At 72.4% G+C, this 15,727-nt stretch carries 13 protein-coding genes and 3 tRNA genes; 8 read left to right on the top strand and 8 right to left on the bottom strand.

Annotated elements, in window-relative coordinates; genetic code table 11:
• Positions 1-15: 15 nt before the first annotated feature.
• Positions 16-2,343 (bottom strand): DEAD/DEAH box helicase, encoded by a 2,328-nt coding sequence (locus ABWK59_RS18760; RefSeq protein WP_354641743.1) that lies wholly within the window; start codon positions 2,341-2,343, stop codon positions 16-18.
• 931 nt (positions 2,344-3,274) lie between these two features.
• Between ABWK59_RS18760 and ABWK59_RS18755 the strand changes: the two genes are divergently transcribed.
• From ABWK59_RS18755 to ABWK59_RS18740, 4 genes are all read left to right on the top strand, one after another.
• On the top strand, positions 3,275-3,616 hold the full coding sequence (locus tag ABWK59_RS18755; protein WP_354645006.1) for a metallopeptidase family protein: 342 nt from the start codon (positions 3,275-3,277) through the stop codon (positions 3,614-3,616).
• A gap of 206 nt (positions 3,617-3,822) precedes the next feature.
• Positions 3,823-3,895: transfer RNA gene (locus ABWK59_RS18750), tRNA-Glu, on the top strand.
• Positions 3,896-3,952: 57 nt separating this feature from the next.
• Positions 3,953-4,026: transfer RNA gene (locus ABWK59_RS18745), tRNA-Asp, on the top strand.
• A gap of 27 nt (positions 4,027-4,053) precedes the next feature.
• A tRNA-Phe gene (locus ABWK59_RS18740) sits at positions 4,054-4,127 on the top strand.
• Positions 4,128-4,302: 175 nt separating this feature from the next.
• Here ABWK59_RS18740 and ABWK59_RS18735 read toward each other — a convergent pair.
• Positions 4,303-5,562 (bottom strand): ALF repeat-containing protein, encoded by a 1,260-nt coding sequence (locus ABWK59_RS18735; RefSeq protein ID WP_354641742.1) that lies wholly within the window; start codon positions 5,560-5,562, stop codon positions 4,303-4,305.
• A gap of 220 nt (positions 5,563-5,782) precedes the next feature.
• Positions 5,783-6,625, bottom strand: a complete 843-nt coding sequence (locus ABWK59_RS18730; RefSeq protein WP_354641741.1) for a hypothetical protein — start codon at positions 6,623-6,625, stop codon at positions 5,783-5,785.
• 403 nt (positions 6,626-7,028) lie between these two features.
• Between ABWK59_RS18730 and ABWK59_RS18725 the strand changes: the two genes are divergently transcribed.
• The 3 genes from ABWK59_RS18725 (at position 7,029) to ABWK59_RS18715 (ending at position 10,807) form a co-directional block, all read left to right on the top strand.
• Positions 7,029-7,760, top strand: coding sequence for an ATP-binding cassette domain-containing protein (locus tag ABWK59_RS18725; protein ID WP_354641740.1), 732 nt, complete (start codon positions 7,029-7,031; stop codon positions 7,758-7,760).
• Positions 7,747-10,077, top strand: a complete 2,331-nt coding sequence (locus ABWK59_RS18720; RefSeq protein WP_354641739.1) for a YhgE/Pip domain-containing protein — start codon at positions 7,747-7,749, stop codon at positions 10,075-10,077. The genes ABWK59_RS18725 and ABWK59_RS18720 overlap by 14 nt, the downstream gene beginning before the upstream one ends.
• Positions 10,078-10,222: 145 nt before the next feature.
• Positions 10,223-10,807 carry a TetR/AcrR family transcriptional regulator gene (locus tag ABWK59_RS18715; RefSeq protein WP_354641738.1) on the top strand — a complete coding sequence of 195 codons (585 nt, stop codon included), beginning with the start codon at positions 10,223-10,225 and terminating at the stop codon, positions 10,805-10,807.
• A 63-nt stretch (positions 10,808-10,870) separates the two neighbouring features.
• Here the strand turns inward: ABWK59_RS18715 and ABWK59_RS18710 are convergent, their stop codons facing one another.
• The gene (locus ABWK59_RS18710; RefSeq protein ID WP_354641737.1) at positions 10,871-11,788 is read right to left on the bottom strand and encodes a GNAT family N-acetyltransferase; all 918 of its coding nucleotides are present in this window, start codon (positions 11,786-11,788) and stop codon (positions 10,871-10,873) included.
• A 102-nt stretch (positions 11,789-11,890) separates the two neighbouring features.
• Between ABWK59_RS18710 and ABWK59_RS18705 the strand changes: the two genes are divergently transcribed.
• Positions 11,891-12,829 carry a LysR family transcriptional regulator gene (locus ABWK59_RS18705; RefSeq protein WP_354641736.1) on the top strand — a complete coding sequence of 313 codons (939 nt, stop codon included), beginning with the start codon at positions 11,891-11,893 and terminating at the stop codon, positions 12,827-12,829.
• 84 nt (positions 12,830-12,913) lie between these two features.
• On the opposite strand, the gene ABWK59_RS18700 is transcribed toward ABWK59_RS18705, so the two are convergent.
• The 4 genes from ABWK59_RS18700 to ABWK59_RS18685 form a co-directional block, all read right to left on the bottom strand.
• Positions 12,914-13,231, bottom strand: coding sequence for a hypothetical protein (locus tag ABWK59_RS18700; protein WP_354641735.1), 318 nt, complete (start codon positions 13,229-13,231; stop codon positions 12,914-12,916).
• Complete coding sequence (locus ABWK59_RS18695) at positions 13,228-14,355, bottom strand: ABC transporter C-terminal domain-containing protein (RefSeq protein WP_354641734.1); 1,128 nt, start codon at positions 14,353-14,355, stop codon at positions 13,228-13,230. The genes ABWK59_RS18700 and ABWK59_RS18695 overlap by 4 nt, the downstream gene beginning before the upstream one ends.
• A gap of 34 nt (positions 14,356-14,389) precedes the next feature.
• Positions 14,390-14,701: a hypothetical protein gene (locus ABWK59_RS18690; RefSeq protein WP_354641733.1), complete on the bottom strand. Its 312-nt coding sequence runs from the start codon at positions 14,699-14,701 to the stop codon at positions 14,390-14,392.
• 150 nt (positions 14,702-14,851) lie between these two features.
• Positions 14,852-15,652, bottom strand: coding sequence for a class I SAM-dependent methyltransferase (locus ABWK59_RS18685; protein WP_354641732.1), 801 nt, complete (start codon positions 15,650-15,652; stop codon positions 14,852-14,854).
• Positions 15,653-15,727: the final 75 nt, after the last annotated feature.

Raw genomic sequence — 15,727 nt, 5'->3', positions numbered from 1 at the left:
GTTCAGGTGCGCCGGTCAGTTCTTCCAGCGCGGCTTGCGGTCGCCGCCGTTGAAGCCACCGCGCTCGCGGTCACGGTCGCGGTCGCCGAACGGACGGCCGCCGCGCTCGTCCCGGCCGAAGCCCTGCGGACGGCCGCCGGAGCGGTGGTCGTCGCGGCGGGCGAACGGACGGCTGCTGCTGCCGCGGTCGCGGTCGCCGAAGGCCGGACGGTCACCGAAGGAACGGGCCGGACGGTCGCCGAAGGAGCGGCCGCCGCGGTCGTCGCGGTCGCGGTTGCCGAAGCCACCGCCCTGGCGGTCACGGTCACCGAAGGAACGGCCACCACGCTCGTCACGGTCACGGTTGCCGAAGCCACCGGAACGGCCACCACGGTCGTCGCGGTTGAAGCCACCGGAACGGCCCCCGAAGCCACGGTCCTCACGGTCGCGGTTGCCGAAGCCACCACGCTCGCGGTCACGGTCACGGTCACCGAAGGAACGGCCACCACGCTCGTCACGGTCACGGTTGCCGAAGCCACCGGAACGGCCACCACGGTCGTCGCGGTTGAAGCCACCGGAACGGCCCCCGAAGCCACGGTCCTCACGGTCGCGGTTGCCGAAGCCACCACGCTCGCGGTCACGGTCACCGAAGGAACGGCCACCACGCTCGTCACGGTCACGGTCGCGGCCGAAGGACGGGCGCTCCCGGTCGCGGTCGCGGTTGAACGCCGGGCGCTCGGAGCGCGCCTCGCGGTACGAGGAGGAGCGGTCCTCCGCGGCGGCGGGAGCGGCCTGGTCGGCGGCCTCCGCGGCCGGGGCGGCCTCGGCGGCCTTCGCGGCGTCGGCGGACTCGTCCAGGGTGACGACCACCGGCTCCTCGTCCTCGATGCCCAGCTCGGCCCGCTCGCGGGCGGCCCGGGCGGACAGGCGGTCGGCCTCCTCGCGCAGCTCGCCGGCCCGGCGCTGGGCGCGCTCCAGCTGGCGGGTCAGCTCGGCGACCTCGCGCTCGGCGGCACCGGCGATGCCGGCCGCGCTCTCGGCCTGGACCTCGACCAGCGAACGGGCGCCGGTGATCCGGGCGACCTCGGCGTCGAAGGCGTGGTCGAGGATGTGGCGGCCGGCGTCCACACCGGCGTCCTCCATCAGGCGGAAGACGCTGCGGCGCTGGTGCGGCAGCACCAGGGTGACGACGGTGCCGGAGCGGCCGGCGCGGGCGGTACGGCCCGAGCGGTGCAGGTAGTCCTTGTGGTCGCCGGCCGGGTCGACGTTGAGCACCAGGTCGATGCCGTCCACGTGGATGCCGCGGGCGGCGACGTCGGTGGCGACGACGACGTTGATGTAGCCGTCCTTGAAGTCGCCCAGCACCCGGGTACGGGCGCCCTGGGTCATGCCGCCGTGCAGGGCGTCGGCCTTCACCCCGGCCTCGACCAGCTGCTCGGCGACGCGGTCGGCGCCCATCTGGGTGCGGACGAAGATGATGGTGCGGCCCTTGCGGGCGGCGATCGCGTTGGTGATCGGCGCCTTGTCCTTGGGCTTCACCACGAGGATGTGGTGGGTCATGGTGGTCACCGCGCCGGCCGACGGGTCGACCTCGTGGGTGACCGGGCTGTTCAGGTAGCGCTTGACCAGGGTGTCGATCTCGTTCTCCAGCGTGGCGGAGAACAGCAGGCGCTGGCCGCCGGCCGGGACCTGGTCGAGGATCTCGGTGACCTCGGGCAGGAAGCCCATGTCGGCCATCTGGTCGGCCTCGTCCAGGACGGCGATCTGCACGTCGTCCAGCTTGGCCGAGCCACGCGCGATCAGGTCGCGGAGGCGGCCGGGGGTGGCCACCAGGACGTCCACGCCGCGCTCCAGCGCGTACATCTGGTTGGACATCGAGGTACCGCCGCAGACGACCTTGAGGCGCAGGCCCAGCACCGAGCCGAAGGGCTCCAGCGCGTCGGCGACCTGCATCGCCAGCTCGCGGGTGGGGACGAGGATCAGGCCGCGCGGGTGCTTGGCGCGGGTGCGCTCGCCGTCGGCGAGGCGGGTGAGCAGCGGCAGGCCGAAGCTCAGGGTCTTGCCGGAGCCGGTGCGGCCGCGGCCCAGGACGTCCTTGCCGGCCAGCGCGTCCGGGATGGTGGCGGCCTGGATCGGGAACGGGGTGGTGACGCCGCGCTTGGCGAGCGCGCGGACCACGTCCTCCGGGAGACCGAGGTCGCCGAAGGTGAGGGTGGGCTCCGCGGGCTCGGCCTGCTCGGCCGGGGTCTCGGTGGGCTCGACCGCGTCGACGGTCTCGATCACGTCGTCGGCGGTGGGAGCGGTGGAATCGGCGGCGTCCCCGTTCGCGGGCATGGCGAAGCGGGCGTCGTCAACGAGAGACATCTAAAACCTTCCGGAAGTGGCACGCGCCAAAGTCCGGGGTTCTGTTTCACAACCGCCTCTATGCGGTCAGCCACGGATCGCCGGAACGCGCCAAGGGCGCCGGGGGGTACAGGGCGCCAGTCAAATGGATCAAACGAACGATCTACCACCATAGACGAGCCTCGGGATCCAAGGCAAATGTCCTGGCCAGGCCCCTAATGTCCGCCCGGCCCCTGGCTCGGGGCCGAAGATCCGGAACCGGTGGTGGCGGTGGGGGTGGGCTGCGCGGAGGCCGACGGGGCGGCGCTGCTGGGGTGCGCGCTGGGCGACGGGTGGGCCGGGGGCGAGGTGCTGGGCTCCGGGCCGCTGGTGGGGGCCGGGGAGCCGGGCGCCGGCTGCTCGGGGGGCTCGCTGGACACCGGGACCACCACCGGCGCACCGGGCGCCGGCGGCGTCACCCCGGGCGGGACGGCCTCCACCACGACACTGGTGCCGGGCGAGACCCCGTCCACGCTGAGCGTCCCGCCGTGCTCGCCGCGCTGCCCGGCCCCGCCGGTCCGGCCGGGGGACCCGACCGGCCCGGGCTTGGCGCCCGTCCCGGACTGCCCGACCGACCCGGCCCCGCCCTGCGGGTTCGAGGGGCTCTCGCCGACCGACATGCACCCGCTCAACCCGAGACCGGCGAGGGTCACCGCCACCGTGCCCACCGCCACCCGCCGACGCGCCCACCGAACCGCCATCACCGAGCCACCTCTCGCGCCGGGCCCCCACGGGCCGCACCGCCGTTACCGGTGCCCAACGCGCATCCGGGCCGCCGGACACGGCCGGGACCTGCAAAGCCCGCACGGGGGCTCCCGGGGGTTCCTGGCCGCCCGCCGTGGCGCCGCGGGCAGGATTCCGGCCCGATCACCTGGCAACCCGTCATCGCGCATCCGACAATGAGGCGGTGGAGATGACCCGGGACGACTTCGAGACGCTGGTCGCCGATGCCCTCGACCAGATCCCCCCGCAGCTCGCGGCGATGATGGACAACGTCGCGATCTTCGTCGAGGACGAGCCCGACCCGGCCACCCCCGACCTCTTCGGCCTGTACGAGGGCACCCCGCTGACCGAGCGCGGCGAGTGGTACGCGGGGGTCCTGCCCGATCGGATCATCATCTACATGGGGCCGACCCTGCGGCACTGCGAGGACTACGACGAGGCCGTGGACGAGGTCCGGATCACCGTGGTCCACGAGGTAGCCCACCACTTCGGCTTCGACGACCACGAGCTCCACGAGCTGGGCTGGTCCTGACCGGGGGCCTGCGGGCGTTGTGGCTGCCACGGGTGCCGCGACGCGCCCGGGGCGCACCCCTCCTGGGCACCCGCTCCGGGCGCCGTCCGGGGCGCGTCCGCAGGTCGCCGCCACCCCCGGCGGAAACCGTTTTGGTGTTCCCGCCCGGCATCCCATATGCTTCTCGACGTCCCCGAACGCTGGATGGTCAGCCGGAAGGGCCGCAAGCCCTCATCGTCTAGTGGCCCAGGACGCCGCCCTTTCAAGGCGGTAGCACGGGTTCGAATCCCGTTGGGGGCACGCAGTACCGTAGTAAAGTCAGTGCCGCAAGGCCCTGTGCGGAGCAATACCGCACGAGGTCCCGTGGAGCAGTTGGTTAGCTCGCCACCCTGTCAAGGTGGAGGTCGCGGGTTCAAGTCCCGTCGGGATCGCGCGTCTCGCAAGAGACGATGCTGTACGGCCAGGTAGCTCAGTTGGTACGAGCGTCCGCCTGAAAAGCGGAAGGTCGCCGGTTCGACCCCGGCCCTGGCCACAGCGGGAAAGCCCCGGAGAGATCACTCTCCGGGGCTTTCTGCATGTCCCGTACGCCAACCCGTGTGCCAACCGTGTCGCCGGCTCCGGCGGGCCTCCCGGCCGGCTGGGCCCGGCGTCCGGAAGCAGTCCGCCGGCCGGCGCGACAGGGCGCGCCGGCCGGCGGAGGAGGGTGGTCAGGCCCGCGAGCGGCGGCGGGCGGCGAGAACCGCACCGGCGCCCAGGGCGACGGCAGCGGCACCGGCGGCGGTGAGCTCGCCGAGCGGGGCGGTCGAGCCGGTGGCGGCCAGCGAGCCGGTGGTGTTCCGGTCCTCCGTGGTGGCGGTGACCGTGGTGGTGACCGAGGCGGGGACGGTGGTGGTGCCCGCCTGGGTGGTGGCCGTGGAGCCGCTCTGCGCGGCCTCGGCGGCGGCCTTGTCCTTGGCGCGGGCCGTGAACTGGCCCTCCTTCAGGAAGGCCCGGACGTCGGCGATGGAGCCGTCGAGCGCGGCGGAACCGGCCTTCCGGACCTCGGGGCCCCCGGCCTCGATGATCTGGGAGACGCGGATCCGGTCGTCGGAGACCTGCAGCGGCTCCAGCTCCACCTTGAGGAAGCGCTCGACGTCCGCGGCCGTGCCCGCGAGCGCCTTGGCGGCCGCCTCCCGGACGTGCCGCCCGGTGTTCGGGTCGTCGAGGATCCGCTGCACCGCGGCGCGGTTCTCGTCCTCGGCGCGGGCGACGTACTGGCCGGTCTTCAGGAACGCGCGGACGTCCTCGATGGTGCCGCTGAGCGCGGCGTTGGCGGCCTTCCGGACGGCCGGGCCGCCGAGGGACATGATCTGGGTGGTCAGGACCCGGTCGTCGGTCTCCGCGGCCCTCTTCAGACCCACCTTGAGGAACTGCTCGACGTCCGCGGCCGTACCCGCGAGCGCCTTCCGCGCGCCCTCGCGCACACCCGGTCCGCTGCTCGGGTCGTCGAGGATCCGCTGCAGCTCGGCGCGGTTCTCGTCCTCGGCGCGGGCCGTGTACTGGCCGGTGTTCAGGAAGGCCCGGAACACCTCGAGGTCGTCGGACTTGAACGCGGCCTCGGCGGCCTTCTTCACGACCGGACCGCCCGCACCCAGGATCCGCAGGATCGCGATCCGCGCGTCGTCCCGGCGGATCGCGGCGACCTCCACGGCGAGGAAGTGCGCCCGGTCCTCCGGGGTGCCGGCGAGGACCTTCGCCACCGCCTCGCGCAGGTAGTCGCTCGGGGCGGTGAGCAGGTAGTCGTTCGGGTAGACGAGCAGCTTCTCGATGGCCGAGCGGTTCTCCTCGTCCACCTTCGTCCCGGCCGGGTCGGTCTGCTCCTGCCCGGCCGGGGTGGTGTCGGCGAAGGCGGGGGTGGCGCCCATGGCGACGGGTGCGGCGGCCGTGGCGAGGAGAACGGCAGCGGCGAGCGAACGACGGATCTTCAACGGTCCCCCGGGATCTGAATGCGAATGAGCCCGCCGCGGCCCCGCCGCAGGCGGCCGGGTGATCGTATAGCAGCGGCACCCTCCGCTGCCGAACGGATTTCCGAACCCTGCGACGGGGACACCCGCCGCACATGCCGATGCCCGGCCGGCCCCCTCGAGAAGGGGACCGCCGGGCACCTGAGACAGTGTCCGCCGAAGCTGACCGGTGGTCAGGGGGCGGTCAGACGCACTTCACCGCGTTGCTGAAGAGGGACATCGCGGTGACCTTGCCGCCCTCGGTGACGAAGACGCTCTCCCACTCCGAGGAGCCCTCGACGGGGAGGGTGTAGCCGCCCTCGATGGGGGCGACCTTGGGGTAGGCCTTCTTCAGCTCGTCCTCGGTGGAACCGGCGCCGATGCCCTCGGCGGTCCGGGCCTTCGGCGGGGCGATCAGCTGCTTGAGCCGGCCGTCGGTGCCGAACTTGGCGCCGCCGGTGGTCTCGAAGGCCTTGTCCCGGGTCGCCATGAGCTTGAGCTCGTCGGCGATGGCACCGGTGGAGGCGGCCATCAGCTTGGCGACGTCGGCCGAGCGCTTGGCATCGTCGGCGTACTCCTGGGCCGAGGCGCCGGCGCCGGGGCGCTTGGCGTCGGCCTCCGTCTTGGCCTTGTCGGCCGCCTCGCGGGTCTCCTTGGACTTGGTGGTGGCCGCGGTCTCGGCCGCGATCACCGCCGGGTCGGGCGCCGGGCCGTCCTGGTACGAGAACAGGGCGCAGCCGGTCAGCGCGGAGAGCGACGCGGTCTGCAGGGCGCCGGTGCCCATCGCGGCGTCCTTGGTGGTCCCGGGGCCGAGGCCGCGGTACCCCTTCGGGCCGAACACCTCGGCCTTGGCGGCGGTGGAGCCCTTCCCGGAGCCCTTGGCGTCGTCCGAGCCGCCCGAGCCGGAGCAGGCCGTGCCGCCGGCGAACACCGCGGCCGTCAGCAGGACGGCCCCCAGAAGCCGGGCGCGGCCCCCTCGGCGCGGGCCCTGCGGCCCGGCCGCCTGTGCCGCCTGCCGAATCCGGTCCCGCCCCTGTGCCTGCGTCATCAAGTGGACAACCCCCGTGCTGTGCTGAGTGTGGAAGGCCGTCCGGCGAACGGTGCCCGGCCGGCGGCACGCCGTCCGGACCGCCGCGACGAACCCCCGTACCTGTGCGGCGCGCTGTCCGCTGCCGTCCCGGGTGGCCGTCGTCCTGCGGATGGCCGCCGGACAGCATGGCAGAGGGTCCGGGGGTGCTCAACCCGATATCCGATGCCCCGTCAGGGGGCGGAACGGCCCCGCCTGCGCCCGGAGTAGGCCGGAGAGGGCCGGGAGTGGGCCCGGGGCGGCCCGGCGGCCGACGCGCCGTTAGCCATCTCACACGGCGAACCCCCCGAAACGGGACGGGGCGGTCTCCGGCCGTGCCTACTATTTAGACTGACTGGTCAGTTCAAAAACGGGGAGGCTCAGGATGATCGATCGGCGAGGCGGGGCGACCGTCGCTACGGCGGGGCTGTCGCTGCGGGGTGCGCGCGGCTGGGTGTACCAGGAGATCGGGTTCCAGGCGCAGCCGGGCGAGCTGGTGGTGTTCGAGGGCCCCGCCGGTTCGGGCCGGACCTCGCTGCTGCTGACGCTGGCCGGCCGGATGCGGCCGACCGCCGGCACCGCCGAGGTGGACGGGCTGCCGCTGCCGGCGCAGGCCGGGCACGTCCGGGAGTTCACCGCGCTGGGCCCGATGGCCGGGGTGAACGAGCTGGACGACTCGCTGAGCGTCAGCGCCCACCTGCGCGAACGCCAGCTGCTCCACATGCCGCTGATCGGCCTGCCGGCCCGCCGGGAGACCTTCGCCCGGGCGCACGCGGCGCTGGCCGCCACCGGTCTGGTGGCCGAGCGGCTGCCGGCCGGGCTGCGGACGGCGGCGGGCGCGCTGACCCTGCTGGACCGGTTCCGGCTGGGGATGGCGCTGGCGCTGATGGGCCAGCCGCGGCTGGTCTGCGTGGACGACGTGGACGACCGGTTGCACAGCGCCGAGCGGGCCGCCGCCTGGCAGCTGCTGCGGGCGGTGGCCGACGGCGGGGTGACGGTGCTGGCCGCGACCACCGACACCGCGCACGCGGCGCTGGGACTGGCCGACCGGACGGTGCACATGCTCGGGGAGGAGCACGCGGCGCGGTTCGGGGGGCTGGCCGATGCGCGCGTTTAGTCTCGCCGGCCTGGAGCTGGGCCGGTTCGCCCGCGGGAAGCTCCCCCGGGCGGCGATGGTGGCGATGCTGCTCCTGCCGCTGCTGTACGGCGCGCTCTACCTGTGCTCGTTCTGGGACCCGTACGGGAAGCTGGACAAGCTGCCGGTGGCCCTGGTGAACCAGGACCGCACGGTCACCGTGGACGGCAAGGAGGTGAACGTCGGCCGGGACGTGGTCTCCTCGCTGCAGGAGAGCCGGACCTTCGGCTGGCGGGAGACCACCGCCGAGGACGCGGCGAAGGGCGTGGCCTCGGGCAAGTACTACCTCTCGCTGACCATTCCGGAGGAGTTCAGCCGGAACATCACCGGCAGCAACAGCGACCACCCCGAGCGCGGCACCCTGCGGGTGCAGACCAACGACTCCAACAACTACGTGGTCGGCTCGATCTCGCGGACGGTCTTCACCCAGCTGCGGGCCGGGGTGTCCGCCAAGTCCTCGGCCAAGTTCTACGACAAGATCTTCGTCGGCTTCTCCGACCTGCACGAGAAGACGCTGACCGCAGCCGAGGGCGCGGACAAGCTCAACACCGGTGCGGGCGAGGCCCGTCAGGGTTCGGCGCAGCTGGCCGAGGGCAGCCGGACGGCGCAGGACGCGGCCGGGAAGCTGGCCGAGGGCGGCACGGCGGCGAAGCAGGGCGCGGACCGGCTGGCCTCCGGCGCCGAGACCGCGGCCGGTGCCGCCGACCGGCTGGCGGCCGGCCTGGACCAGGCCAAGCAGGGCAGTGGCGACCTGACCGCGGGACTGACCCGGATCGACGACAGCCTGGCGCAGCTCTCCGAGGGCGCCGGTCGGGTGGCCGACGGCACCCGGCAGCTCGCCGACCAGGTGGGCACGGAGGCGGCGAAGGTCTCCCCACTGCTGCACACCTACGGGCGGCAGATCCAGGACGCGGCCGCGCTGACCGCCAAGGCGGCGCACGACCTGCGGACCGGTCTGAAGGACCTGCCGGTGCGCAGCGCGAAGGTGCTGGCCGACACCCGGTCCACGGTCGCCGAGCTGGACGCGGTGTACGCGCAGCGCTGCCCGGCCGACCAGGCCGCGACGGCGCAGTGCCGGCTGGACGCCCGGGTGGTCGACCTCGCGCACCAGCTGCTGGCCAACGCCGAGCGGCTGGACGCGGTGGTGCAGAAGGACGTGCCGCGGCTGGACGAGTTCGCGGCCGACGCGGCGCAGGTGGAGCAGCTGGCCCGCAAGCTGTCGCAGGACGGGCTGGCGGACGCGTTCGACGCCAAGGTGGCGAAGATCGGTGAGCTGGACGCCGGGGCCCGGCGTCTGGCGGACGGTGCGGCGCAGCTGAAGCAGGGCACCACGCAGGCGCTGACCGGCATCCGCACGCTGGACGGCGGTCTTGGCCGGCTGGCGGAGGGCGCGCACGGGCTGTCGGGCGGTCTGTACCAGCTGTCCACCGGCACCCGGACGCTGGAGGACGCCACCGGCCGGATCGCGGACGGCAACGGCCGGCTCGCCGACGGGCTGGGCACGCTGGGCGACGGTGCCGAGCGGCTGGACGACGGCCTCGGCCGGATCGCGGACGGCACCCGGGAGCTGGCCGGCGGCCTGCACCAGGGTGCGGAGCAGATCCCGGACTACTCGGTGGAGCAGCGGGACACCCGGGCGGCCGCGATGAGCGACCCGGTGGACCTGGCCCGGCAGGAGCTCAACAAGGCGCAGAACTACGGCACCGGCCTGGCGCCGTACTTCATCCCGCTGGCGCTGTGGGTGGGCGCGATGGTGGCGTACATGCTGCTGCGTCCGCTGAGTCCGCGGGCGCTGGCGGCGAACGGGCCGGCCTGGCGGGTGGCGCTGGCCGGGTGGCTGCCGGCCGCGGCGGTGGGTCTGGCGCAGGCGGCGCTGCTGTTCGCGGTGCTGCACTGGTGGATCGGTCTGGAGATGGTCCGGACGGCGGGGATGCTGGGGTACCTGGTGCTGACCGTGCTGTGCTTCACGGCGGTCATGCAGTGGGTGAACGCGAAGTTCGGCCCGGCCGGGCGGCTGCTGGCGCTGGCGCTGCTGATGCTGCAGCTGACCTCGGGCGGCGGGACCTATCCGGTGGAGACCAGCCCCGGGTTCTTCGGCGCCATCCACCCGTTCCTGCCGATGTCGTACGTGATCGCGGGTATGCGGCGGCTGATCAGCGGCGGCGACCTGGCGGTGGTCTGGCAGGGGTCGGCGGTGCTGGTGGCGTTCTGGCTGGGTTCGCTGGCGCTGACCGTGCTGACCGCGCGGGGCAAGCAGATGTGGACGATGTCCCGGCTGCACCCCGAGCTGTCGCTCTGACGGCTGTGAGCCGACCGGCCGCCGGGCACCCGGCGGCCGTACCGGAGGGCGGTCCGCTCCGGCGGACCGTCGCTCCGTCCACGACCGGGCGCGCGGTACGATCCGCGCGCCCGGCCCCACTCGAACCGTTTCCGGAAGAGGCTCCATGAGCGACCGTCGCAGCGCGACCCGGCAGAAGCTGTACGAGGCGGCCGTCACCCTCATCGCGGAGCAGGGCTTCTCCGCCACGACGGTGGACGAGATCGCCGAGCGGGCCAAGGTCGCCAAGGGGACCGTCTACTACAACTTCGCCAGCAAGACCGAGCTGTTCGAGGGGCTGCTGAAGCACGGGACCGAGTTGCTGACGGTCTCGCTGCGCAGGGCCGCGGAGGGGCGTCCGCCGATCGAGGGCCTGGACGCGATGATCCGGGCGGGTCTGGAGTTCATCGCCGCCTACCCGTCCTTCGCGCAGCTGTTCATCGCGGAGACCTGGCGCACCAACCGGTCCTGGCACGAGGCGCTGCGGGAGCTGCGGGACAGCGCCGTGGCGGTGGTGGCGGACGTGCTGGACGAGGCGGTCCGGCAGGGCCAGTTCTCGGCCGACCTGGACACCCAGCTGACCGCCTCGGCGCTGTACGGGATGGTGCTGGTGGTGGCGCTGGACTGGCTGGCGTTCCAGCCGGAGCGCAGCCTGGAGGACGTGCACGCGGCGCTGGTGCGCCTGGTGCACGGGCGGATCACCCCGGACTGACCGGGCGGGCCGACCCCGGACCGACCGGGCCTGCGGGCCGACCGGGCCTGCGGACCGACCGGGTCAGCGGGTCGGGTCCAGCACCCGGTAGTGGTACCGGTGCGAGGGGCGGAAGCCGGCTCGGGTGTAGAGGGCGCGGGCGGCGGTGTTGGCCTCCTCGACCTGGAGGTAGAGGTACTCGGCCGACCGCTCGCGGGCCCAGCGGGCGCCCTCGCGGAGGACGGCCCCGGCCACGCCCCGGCGGCGGTGGCGGGGGTGGGTCGCCAGGCAGAACACCCCGGCCCAGCCCTCGGCCGCGGCGAACAGGGCGATCCCGGCCGGCTCCCCGTCCACGGCGGCGCTCAGGAAGGCGGCCGGTCCGGGGATGCGGGCGATCACCCGCTCGGCCACCGCGGCGCTGTCGGGGCGCCCGTCGAGGGCGGTGAAGGCCGCTGTCCAGGCGGGCCCGGGGTGTTCCTCCGAGCGGACCGACACCCCGGGGGCGGTGGCGGCCGGGGTGGCCAGGGTGTCGGCGGTGGCGGCCACGCAGACCAGGGTGGGGGCGGCGAGCCGGTACCCGCGGGCGGCGAGGTGGGCGTCCAGGGCGGTGTGCTGCTCGGCCGGGCTGACCTGCACGGTCACCGGGAGGCCGCGTTCGGCGTAGAAGGCCTCGACGGGTGCGAGGTCGTAGGCGCCGGCCGCGCCGGCGGGGTCCGTGCGGTCGAGGCCGGTGCGGTCGGGGCCGGGGCCGGTGCGGTCGGGGCCGTGGCCCTCGGGCAGGGCCGAGTTGGAGCGGCGGCGGTCCACCCCCGCGGTGTGCCGCAGCAGCCAGCCGCCGGTGCGCACGCTGTGTCCGGCCGGCCAGGCGTCCGCGGCGAGCCGTTCGACGTGCCGGGCGTCCAGGCTCCAGGCGTCGGCGGTCCAGGGCTCGCCGGGCCACCGGCCGCGAGGCGTCCCGTCCGGCTCGCCGGGCGTGGTCGTGGTGGTCCGGGTGTCGGTCATGGTTCCCCCTCGGCTGGTCGGTCCCGTCCGTCCGCCAGGATGCCGCCGTAGAGTCGTCAAGATCCACCACGCATTGCTTCACCGACCTGTTAGGAATGCTTGATGTTGGATCCCGTCCGGCTGCTGCTGCTCCGCGAGCTGGCCGACCGCGGCACGATGACGGCCGTCGCGGCGGCCTGCGGCTACACCTCCTCCGCGGTGTCCCAGCAGCTGGCCACGCTGGAGCGGGAGTCGGGCACCCGGCTGTTCGAGCGGGCCGGGCGCCGGGTGCGGCTGACCGCCGAGGGCCGCCGGCTGGCGGGGCACGCCCGGACGGTGCTGGCCGCGCTCCAGGCGGCCGAGGACGGCCTGCGGGCCGCCGACACCCCGCGCGGGCCGCTGGCGGTCGGCTGCTTCGCCACGATGGCGGCGGCCCGGCTGATCCCCGCGCTGGCGGTGGCCCGGGTGCGGCATCCGCAGCTGCGGCTGACGGTGCACGAGTGGGAGCCGCCGGAGGCGGTGGCGGCGCTGCGGGAGGGGCGCTGCGAGGTGGCGGTCCGGTACGCCTACGACCTGGACCCCGAGCCGGAACCGGTCGACCTGGACGTCCACCCGCTCGCGGTCGAACCCCTGCTGCTGGCCGTACCGGAGGGCCACCCGGTGGCCGCCGCGGCCGCCGCGGCCGCCGTCGACCTGCGGGAGCTGGCCGGGGCCGAGTGGATCGCCGGTTCGCGCGCGGACAGCGACCGCACCCTGGTCGAGCGGGCCTGCGCGATCGCCGGCTACCGGCCCCGGATCACCCACACCGCGGACGACTACCACCTGGTGCTGCGGATGGTCGCGCACGGGCTCGGCGTCGCCCTGGTGCCGCGGATGGCCGTCCGCGCGTACGGCGGCGGCGCGGGGGCGGGGACGGCGTTCCCCGGGGTGGCCCTGCGGGAGGTGTCCACCGTGCCGCTCACCCGGCGGATCACGGCGCTGACCCGCCCGGCCTCGGCCGGCGACCCGGCCGTACGGGCCCTGCTCGACCTGCTGCGCTCGGCGGAGGATCCCTCCGCGTGACCGGGCGCCGACGGCCGGACACGGCCGGGCCCCCGGCGCGGGTGTGCGCCGGGGGCCCGGGTGCAGCGGCCGGTCAGGCGGAGGTCACTCCACGCCGTTGCGGCGGTACGGCTTGTACCGCTGGTCGCCGTGGTAGTACGGGTACGGGATCTCGTGGGAGACGCAGCCCTGGCTGCCGCTGTCCTCGATGGCGATGTAGCGGGTGTGCTCCTTGTTGGCCCAGCCGCCGAAGAGCACCGTGTGGTCGCCCATGATCATCGCGTCACCCGGCTTGAGGTCCTCCTTGTCGATCCGGTGAGAGATCTTGGAGCCCATCAGACCGTAGGTGTCGAGGCCGGGGCCGGGCAGGCCCCAGGCGCAGGAGACCAGGCCGGAGCAGTCCACCCGGTAGCCGTTGGTCACGGCGCCCTGGCTGTAGCCGAGCTTGCGCTCGGCATTTTTTTTTTTTTTTTTTTTTTTTTTTTTTTTTTTTTTTTTTTTTTTTTTTTTTTTTTTTTTTTTTTTTTTTTTTTTTTTTTTTTTTTTTTTTTTTTTTTTTTTTTTTTTTTTTTTTTTTTTTTTTTTTTTTTTTTTTTTTTTTTTTTTTTTTTTTTTTTTTTTTTTTTTTTTTTTTTTTTTTTTTTTTTTTTTTTTTTTTTTTTTTTTTTTTTTTTTTTTTTTTTTTTTTTTTTTTTTTTTTTTTTTTTTTTTTTTTTTTTTTTTTTTTTTTTTTTTTTTTTTTTTTTTTTTTTTTTTTTTTTTTTTTTTTTTTTTTTTTTTTTTTTTTTTTTTTTTTTTTTTTTTTTTTTTTTTTTTTTTTTTTTTTGGTCCAGCGCCCGCTCGACGATCTCCTGGCGCTGCTTCGACACGCCGTCCAGCTTGGGGCGGTCCTCCACGCCCTTGCCCTGGCCGTTGCGCGGGTGGGGACGGCCGTTGGCCCAGTCGTCCCAGTTGCGACCGTTGATCATCCGGGTCTTCCAGTCACCCGTGCTGTCGTCCTTGATCGGCGGCCCGGAGTGGTTCCCGCCGCCGCCGTGGCTGCCGCCACCGCCGCCACCACCGCCACCGCCGTCGCCCGCACCGTCGATCCCGGTGTGCGAGGGCTTCTGGTGGTGGCCGCCGCCACCCCCGCCGCCACCGTTCGAGTCGGGACGGGTGCTCGGGGAGTGCGGCTTCTCCTGGCCGCCGTGCCCCTTGCGCATCGCCTCCTCGATCTTGCGCTCGATCTCCTGGTACTCGGTGATGACCTTCTTGACCTTCTCGGCGTCCTCGGCGAGCGCCTTGGTCAGCTTCTCCTTGGTCTGCTGGAGGTGCTCGGCACGGGACTCGATGTCCTTGACGTCCCGGTACACCTCGACCGCCACCGCCGCGAAGCCCGCGATGCCCGCGAGCTGCGACGACCAGAGGTCGGTCGCCGCGGCCTTGGCGATCGTCGCCTTGGCGTGGCCGATCTTGTTGCTCATCTCGGCCATCTTCTGGTTCAGGCGCTGGAAGTCCTGCTGGATCTTCGCCAACTCCTGAAGCTGCAGCCCGAACTGTCCGCTCATCAATCCCCCGCTGGTGCAGATATCCGTGGTGTGGTCAGAAGACGTTGGCGAGACGCCGGACGGCCTCGCCCAGGCCGTTCAGCTCGTCGGCGACGCCGGACAGCTCGCGGACCCGGCCCCGGGCGTGCGCGGTGAAGGCGTCGGCGGCGGCGCCGTGCCAGGTCAGGTGCCCCAGCGCGGAGTTGATCTCCTTGCCGAGCTCGTCGACCTGCTTGCCCATCTCCTCCAGCTCGCGGGCCAGCTTCTCCAGCTCGGCGTCGGCGTCGCCGAACATCTTGCTGAGCACCCAGTGGGCGATCTCGGAGGGCGCCATCACGATCTTCTTGAGGTCCCCGACCAGGTCCATATCCACTCCCCCATGAGCCCGACAGAAAGACTGATAATCAGTCAAGAGGCTAGCTCAGTCGACGCCCCTCGAAGAAGGCCACCCCCGGGTCGAGGCTGGAACCAACCCGTGACATGCCCGGCCGCTCCGGGACCCGGGCGACGGGGCCGTTCAGCGGCGCGCGGTGGCCAGCAGCGCGACGGCGGGCAGCTCCAGCAGGCCGTCCCCGGCCGTCCGCTCCCCGGCCAGCCGGTCGTACTCCTCCTTGATCCGCGCCCGCATGGCCGGCGACTGGGAGCCGACCACCAGGCCGACGTTCGCCACCCCGCCGGCCGGCCCGGCCCACCAGTCCTCCGGGTCCACCCGGTGCGTCCAGGCCACGTCCCGGGCCTCCACCTCCGACCAGCCCGCGGCCGCCAGCACGCCGGCGAATCCCTCGGCCGTCCGCGGGAAGTCCACCGGCAGGGTCGGCAGCTCCATCCGCTCCACCCCGGCCACCGCCAGCGCCTGCCCGAACAGGTCCATCGACCGGTTCGCGGTGCCGTGCCAGATGGTCACCGCGACCCGCCCGCCCGGACGGACCACCCGGCGCAGCTCGGCCAGGGCGGCGACCGGGTCCTCCACGTGGTTGACCACGAAGTTGCCGACCACGGTGTCGAAGGCCGCGTCCTCGAAGGGGAGCTCGGGGAGCAGCGCCCGGCGCACCTCGGCGCCGGGCACCCGGGCGGCGGCGAGCGCGACCATGCCGGGCTCGGCGTCCACGGCGGTGACCTCGGCGCCGAGCGCCACCGCGGCGGCGGCCACCGTGCCGGGGCCGGTGCCCACGTCCAGCAGGACGGTGTCCGGGCCGATCGCGGCGGCCGCCAGCAGCGCCGGCACGGCCCCCGCGCAGAGCGCGGCGAAGCTGCGGTCGTACGCCTCGGCCTTCCCGGCCCACACCCGCCGCTCGTGCGCGTCGAACTCCCCCGCCACCGGACTCCCCCTCCACCGTTCGGATGATCACCGGCAGCCTACGGTGGGCCGCCGGGCCCGTGCTTCCCGGGAGGT

This window comes from Kitasatospora sp. HUAS MG31 (assembly GCF_040571325.1).
GTDB classification, from domain to species: Bacteria; Actinomycetota; Actinomycetes; order Streptomycetales; family Streptomycetaceae; genus Kitasatospora; species Kitasatospora camelliae.
This window is presented reverse-complemented; position numbering and strand designations above follow the sequence as displayed.

What these genes read in the sequence shown, in the direction of transcription:
- ABWK59_RS18705 (WP_354641736.1), top strand. Translation starts at nt 11,891, where the DNA reads ATGTTGGATCCCGTCCGGCTGCTGCTGCTCCGCGAGCTGGCCGACCGC.
- ABWK59_RS18725 (WP_354641740.1), top strand. Translation starts at nt 7,029, where the DNA reads ATGATCGATCGGCGAGGCGGGGCGACCGTCGCTACGGCGGGGCTGTCG.
- ABWK59_RS18755 (WP_354645006.1), top strand. Translation starts at nt 3,275, where the DNA reads ATGACCCGGGACGACTTCGAGACGCTGGTCGCCGATGCCCTCGACCAG.
- ABWK59_RS18760 (WP_354641743.1), bottom strand. Translation starts at nt 2,343, where the DNA reads ATGTCTCTCGTTGACGACGCCCGCTTCGCCATGCCCGCGAACGGGGAC.
- ABWK59_RS18730 (WP_354641741.1), bottom strand. Translation starts at nt 6,625, where the DNA reads ATGACGCAGGCACAGGGGCGGGACCGGATTCGGCAGGCGGCACAGGCG.
- ABWK59_RS18690 (WP_354641733.1), bottom strand. Translation starts at nt 14,701, where the DNA reads ATGGACCTGGTCGGGGACCTCAAGAAGATCGTGATGGCGCCCTCCGAG.
- ABWK59_RS18715 (WP_354641738.1), top strand. Translation starts at nt 10,223, where the DNA reads ATGAGCGACCGTCGCAGCGCGACCCGGCAGAAGCTGTACGAGGCGGCC.
- ABWK59_RS18720 (WP_354641739.1), top strand. Translation starts at nt 7,747, where the DNA reads ATGCGCGCGTTTAGTCTCGCCGGCCTGGAGCTGGGCCGGTTCGCCCGC.
- ABWK59_RS18695 (WP_354641734.1), bottom strand. Translation starts at nt 14,355, where the DNA reads ATGAGCGGACAGTTCGGGCTGCAGCTTCAGGAGTTGGCGAAGATCCAG.
- ABWK59_RS18710 (WP_354641737.1), bottom strand. Translation starts at nt 11,788, where the DNA reads ATGACCGACACCCGGACCACCACGACCACGCCCGGCGAGCCGGACGGG.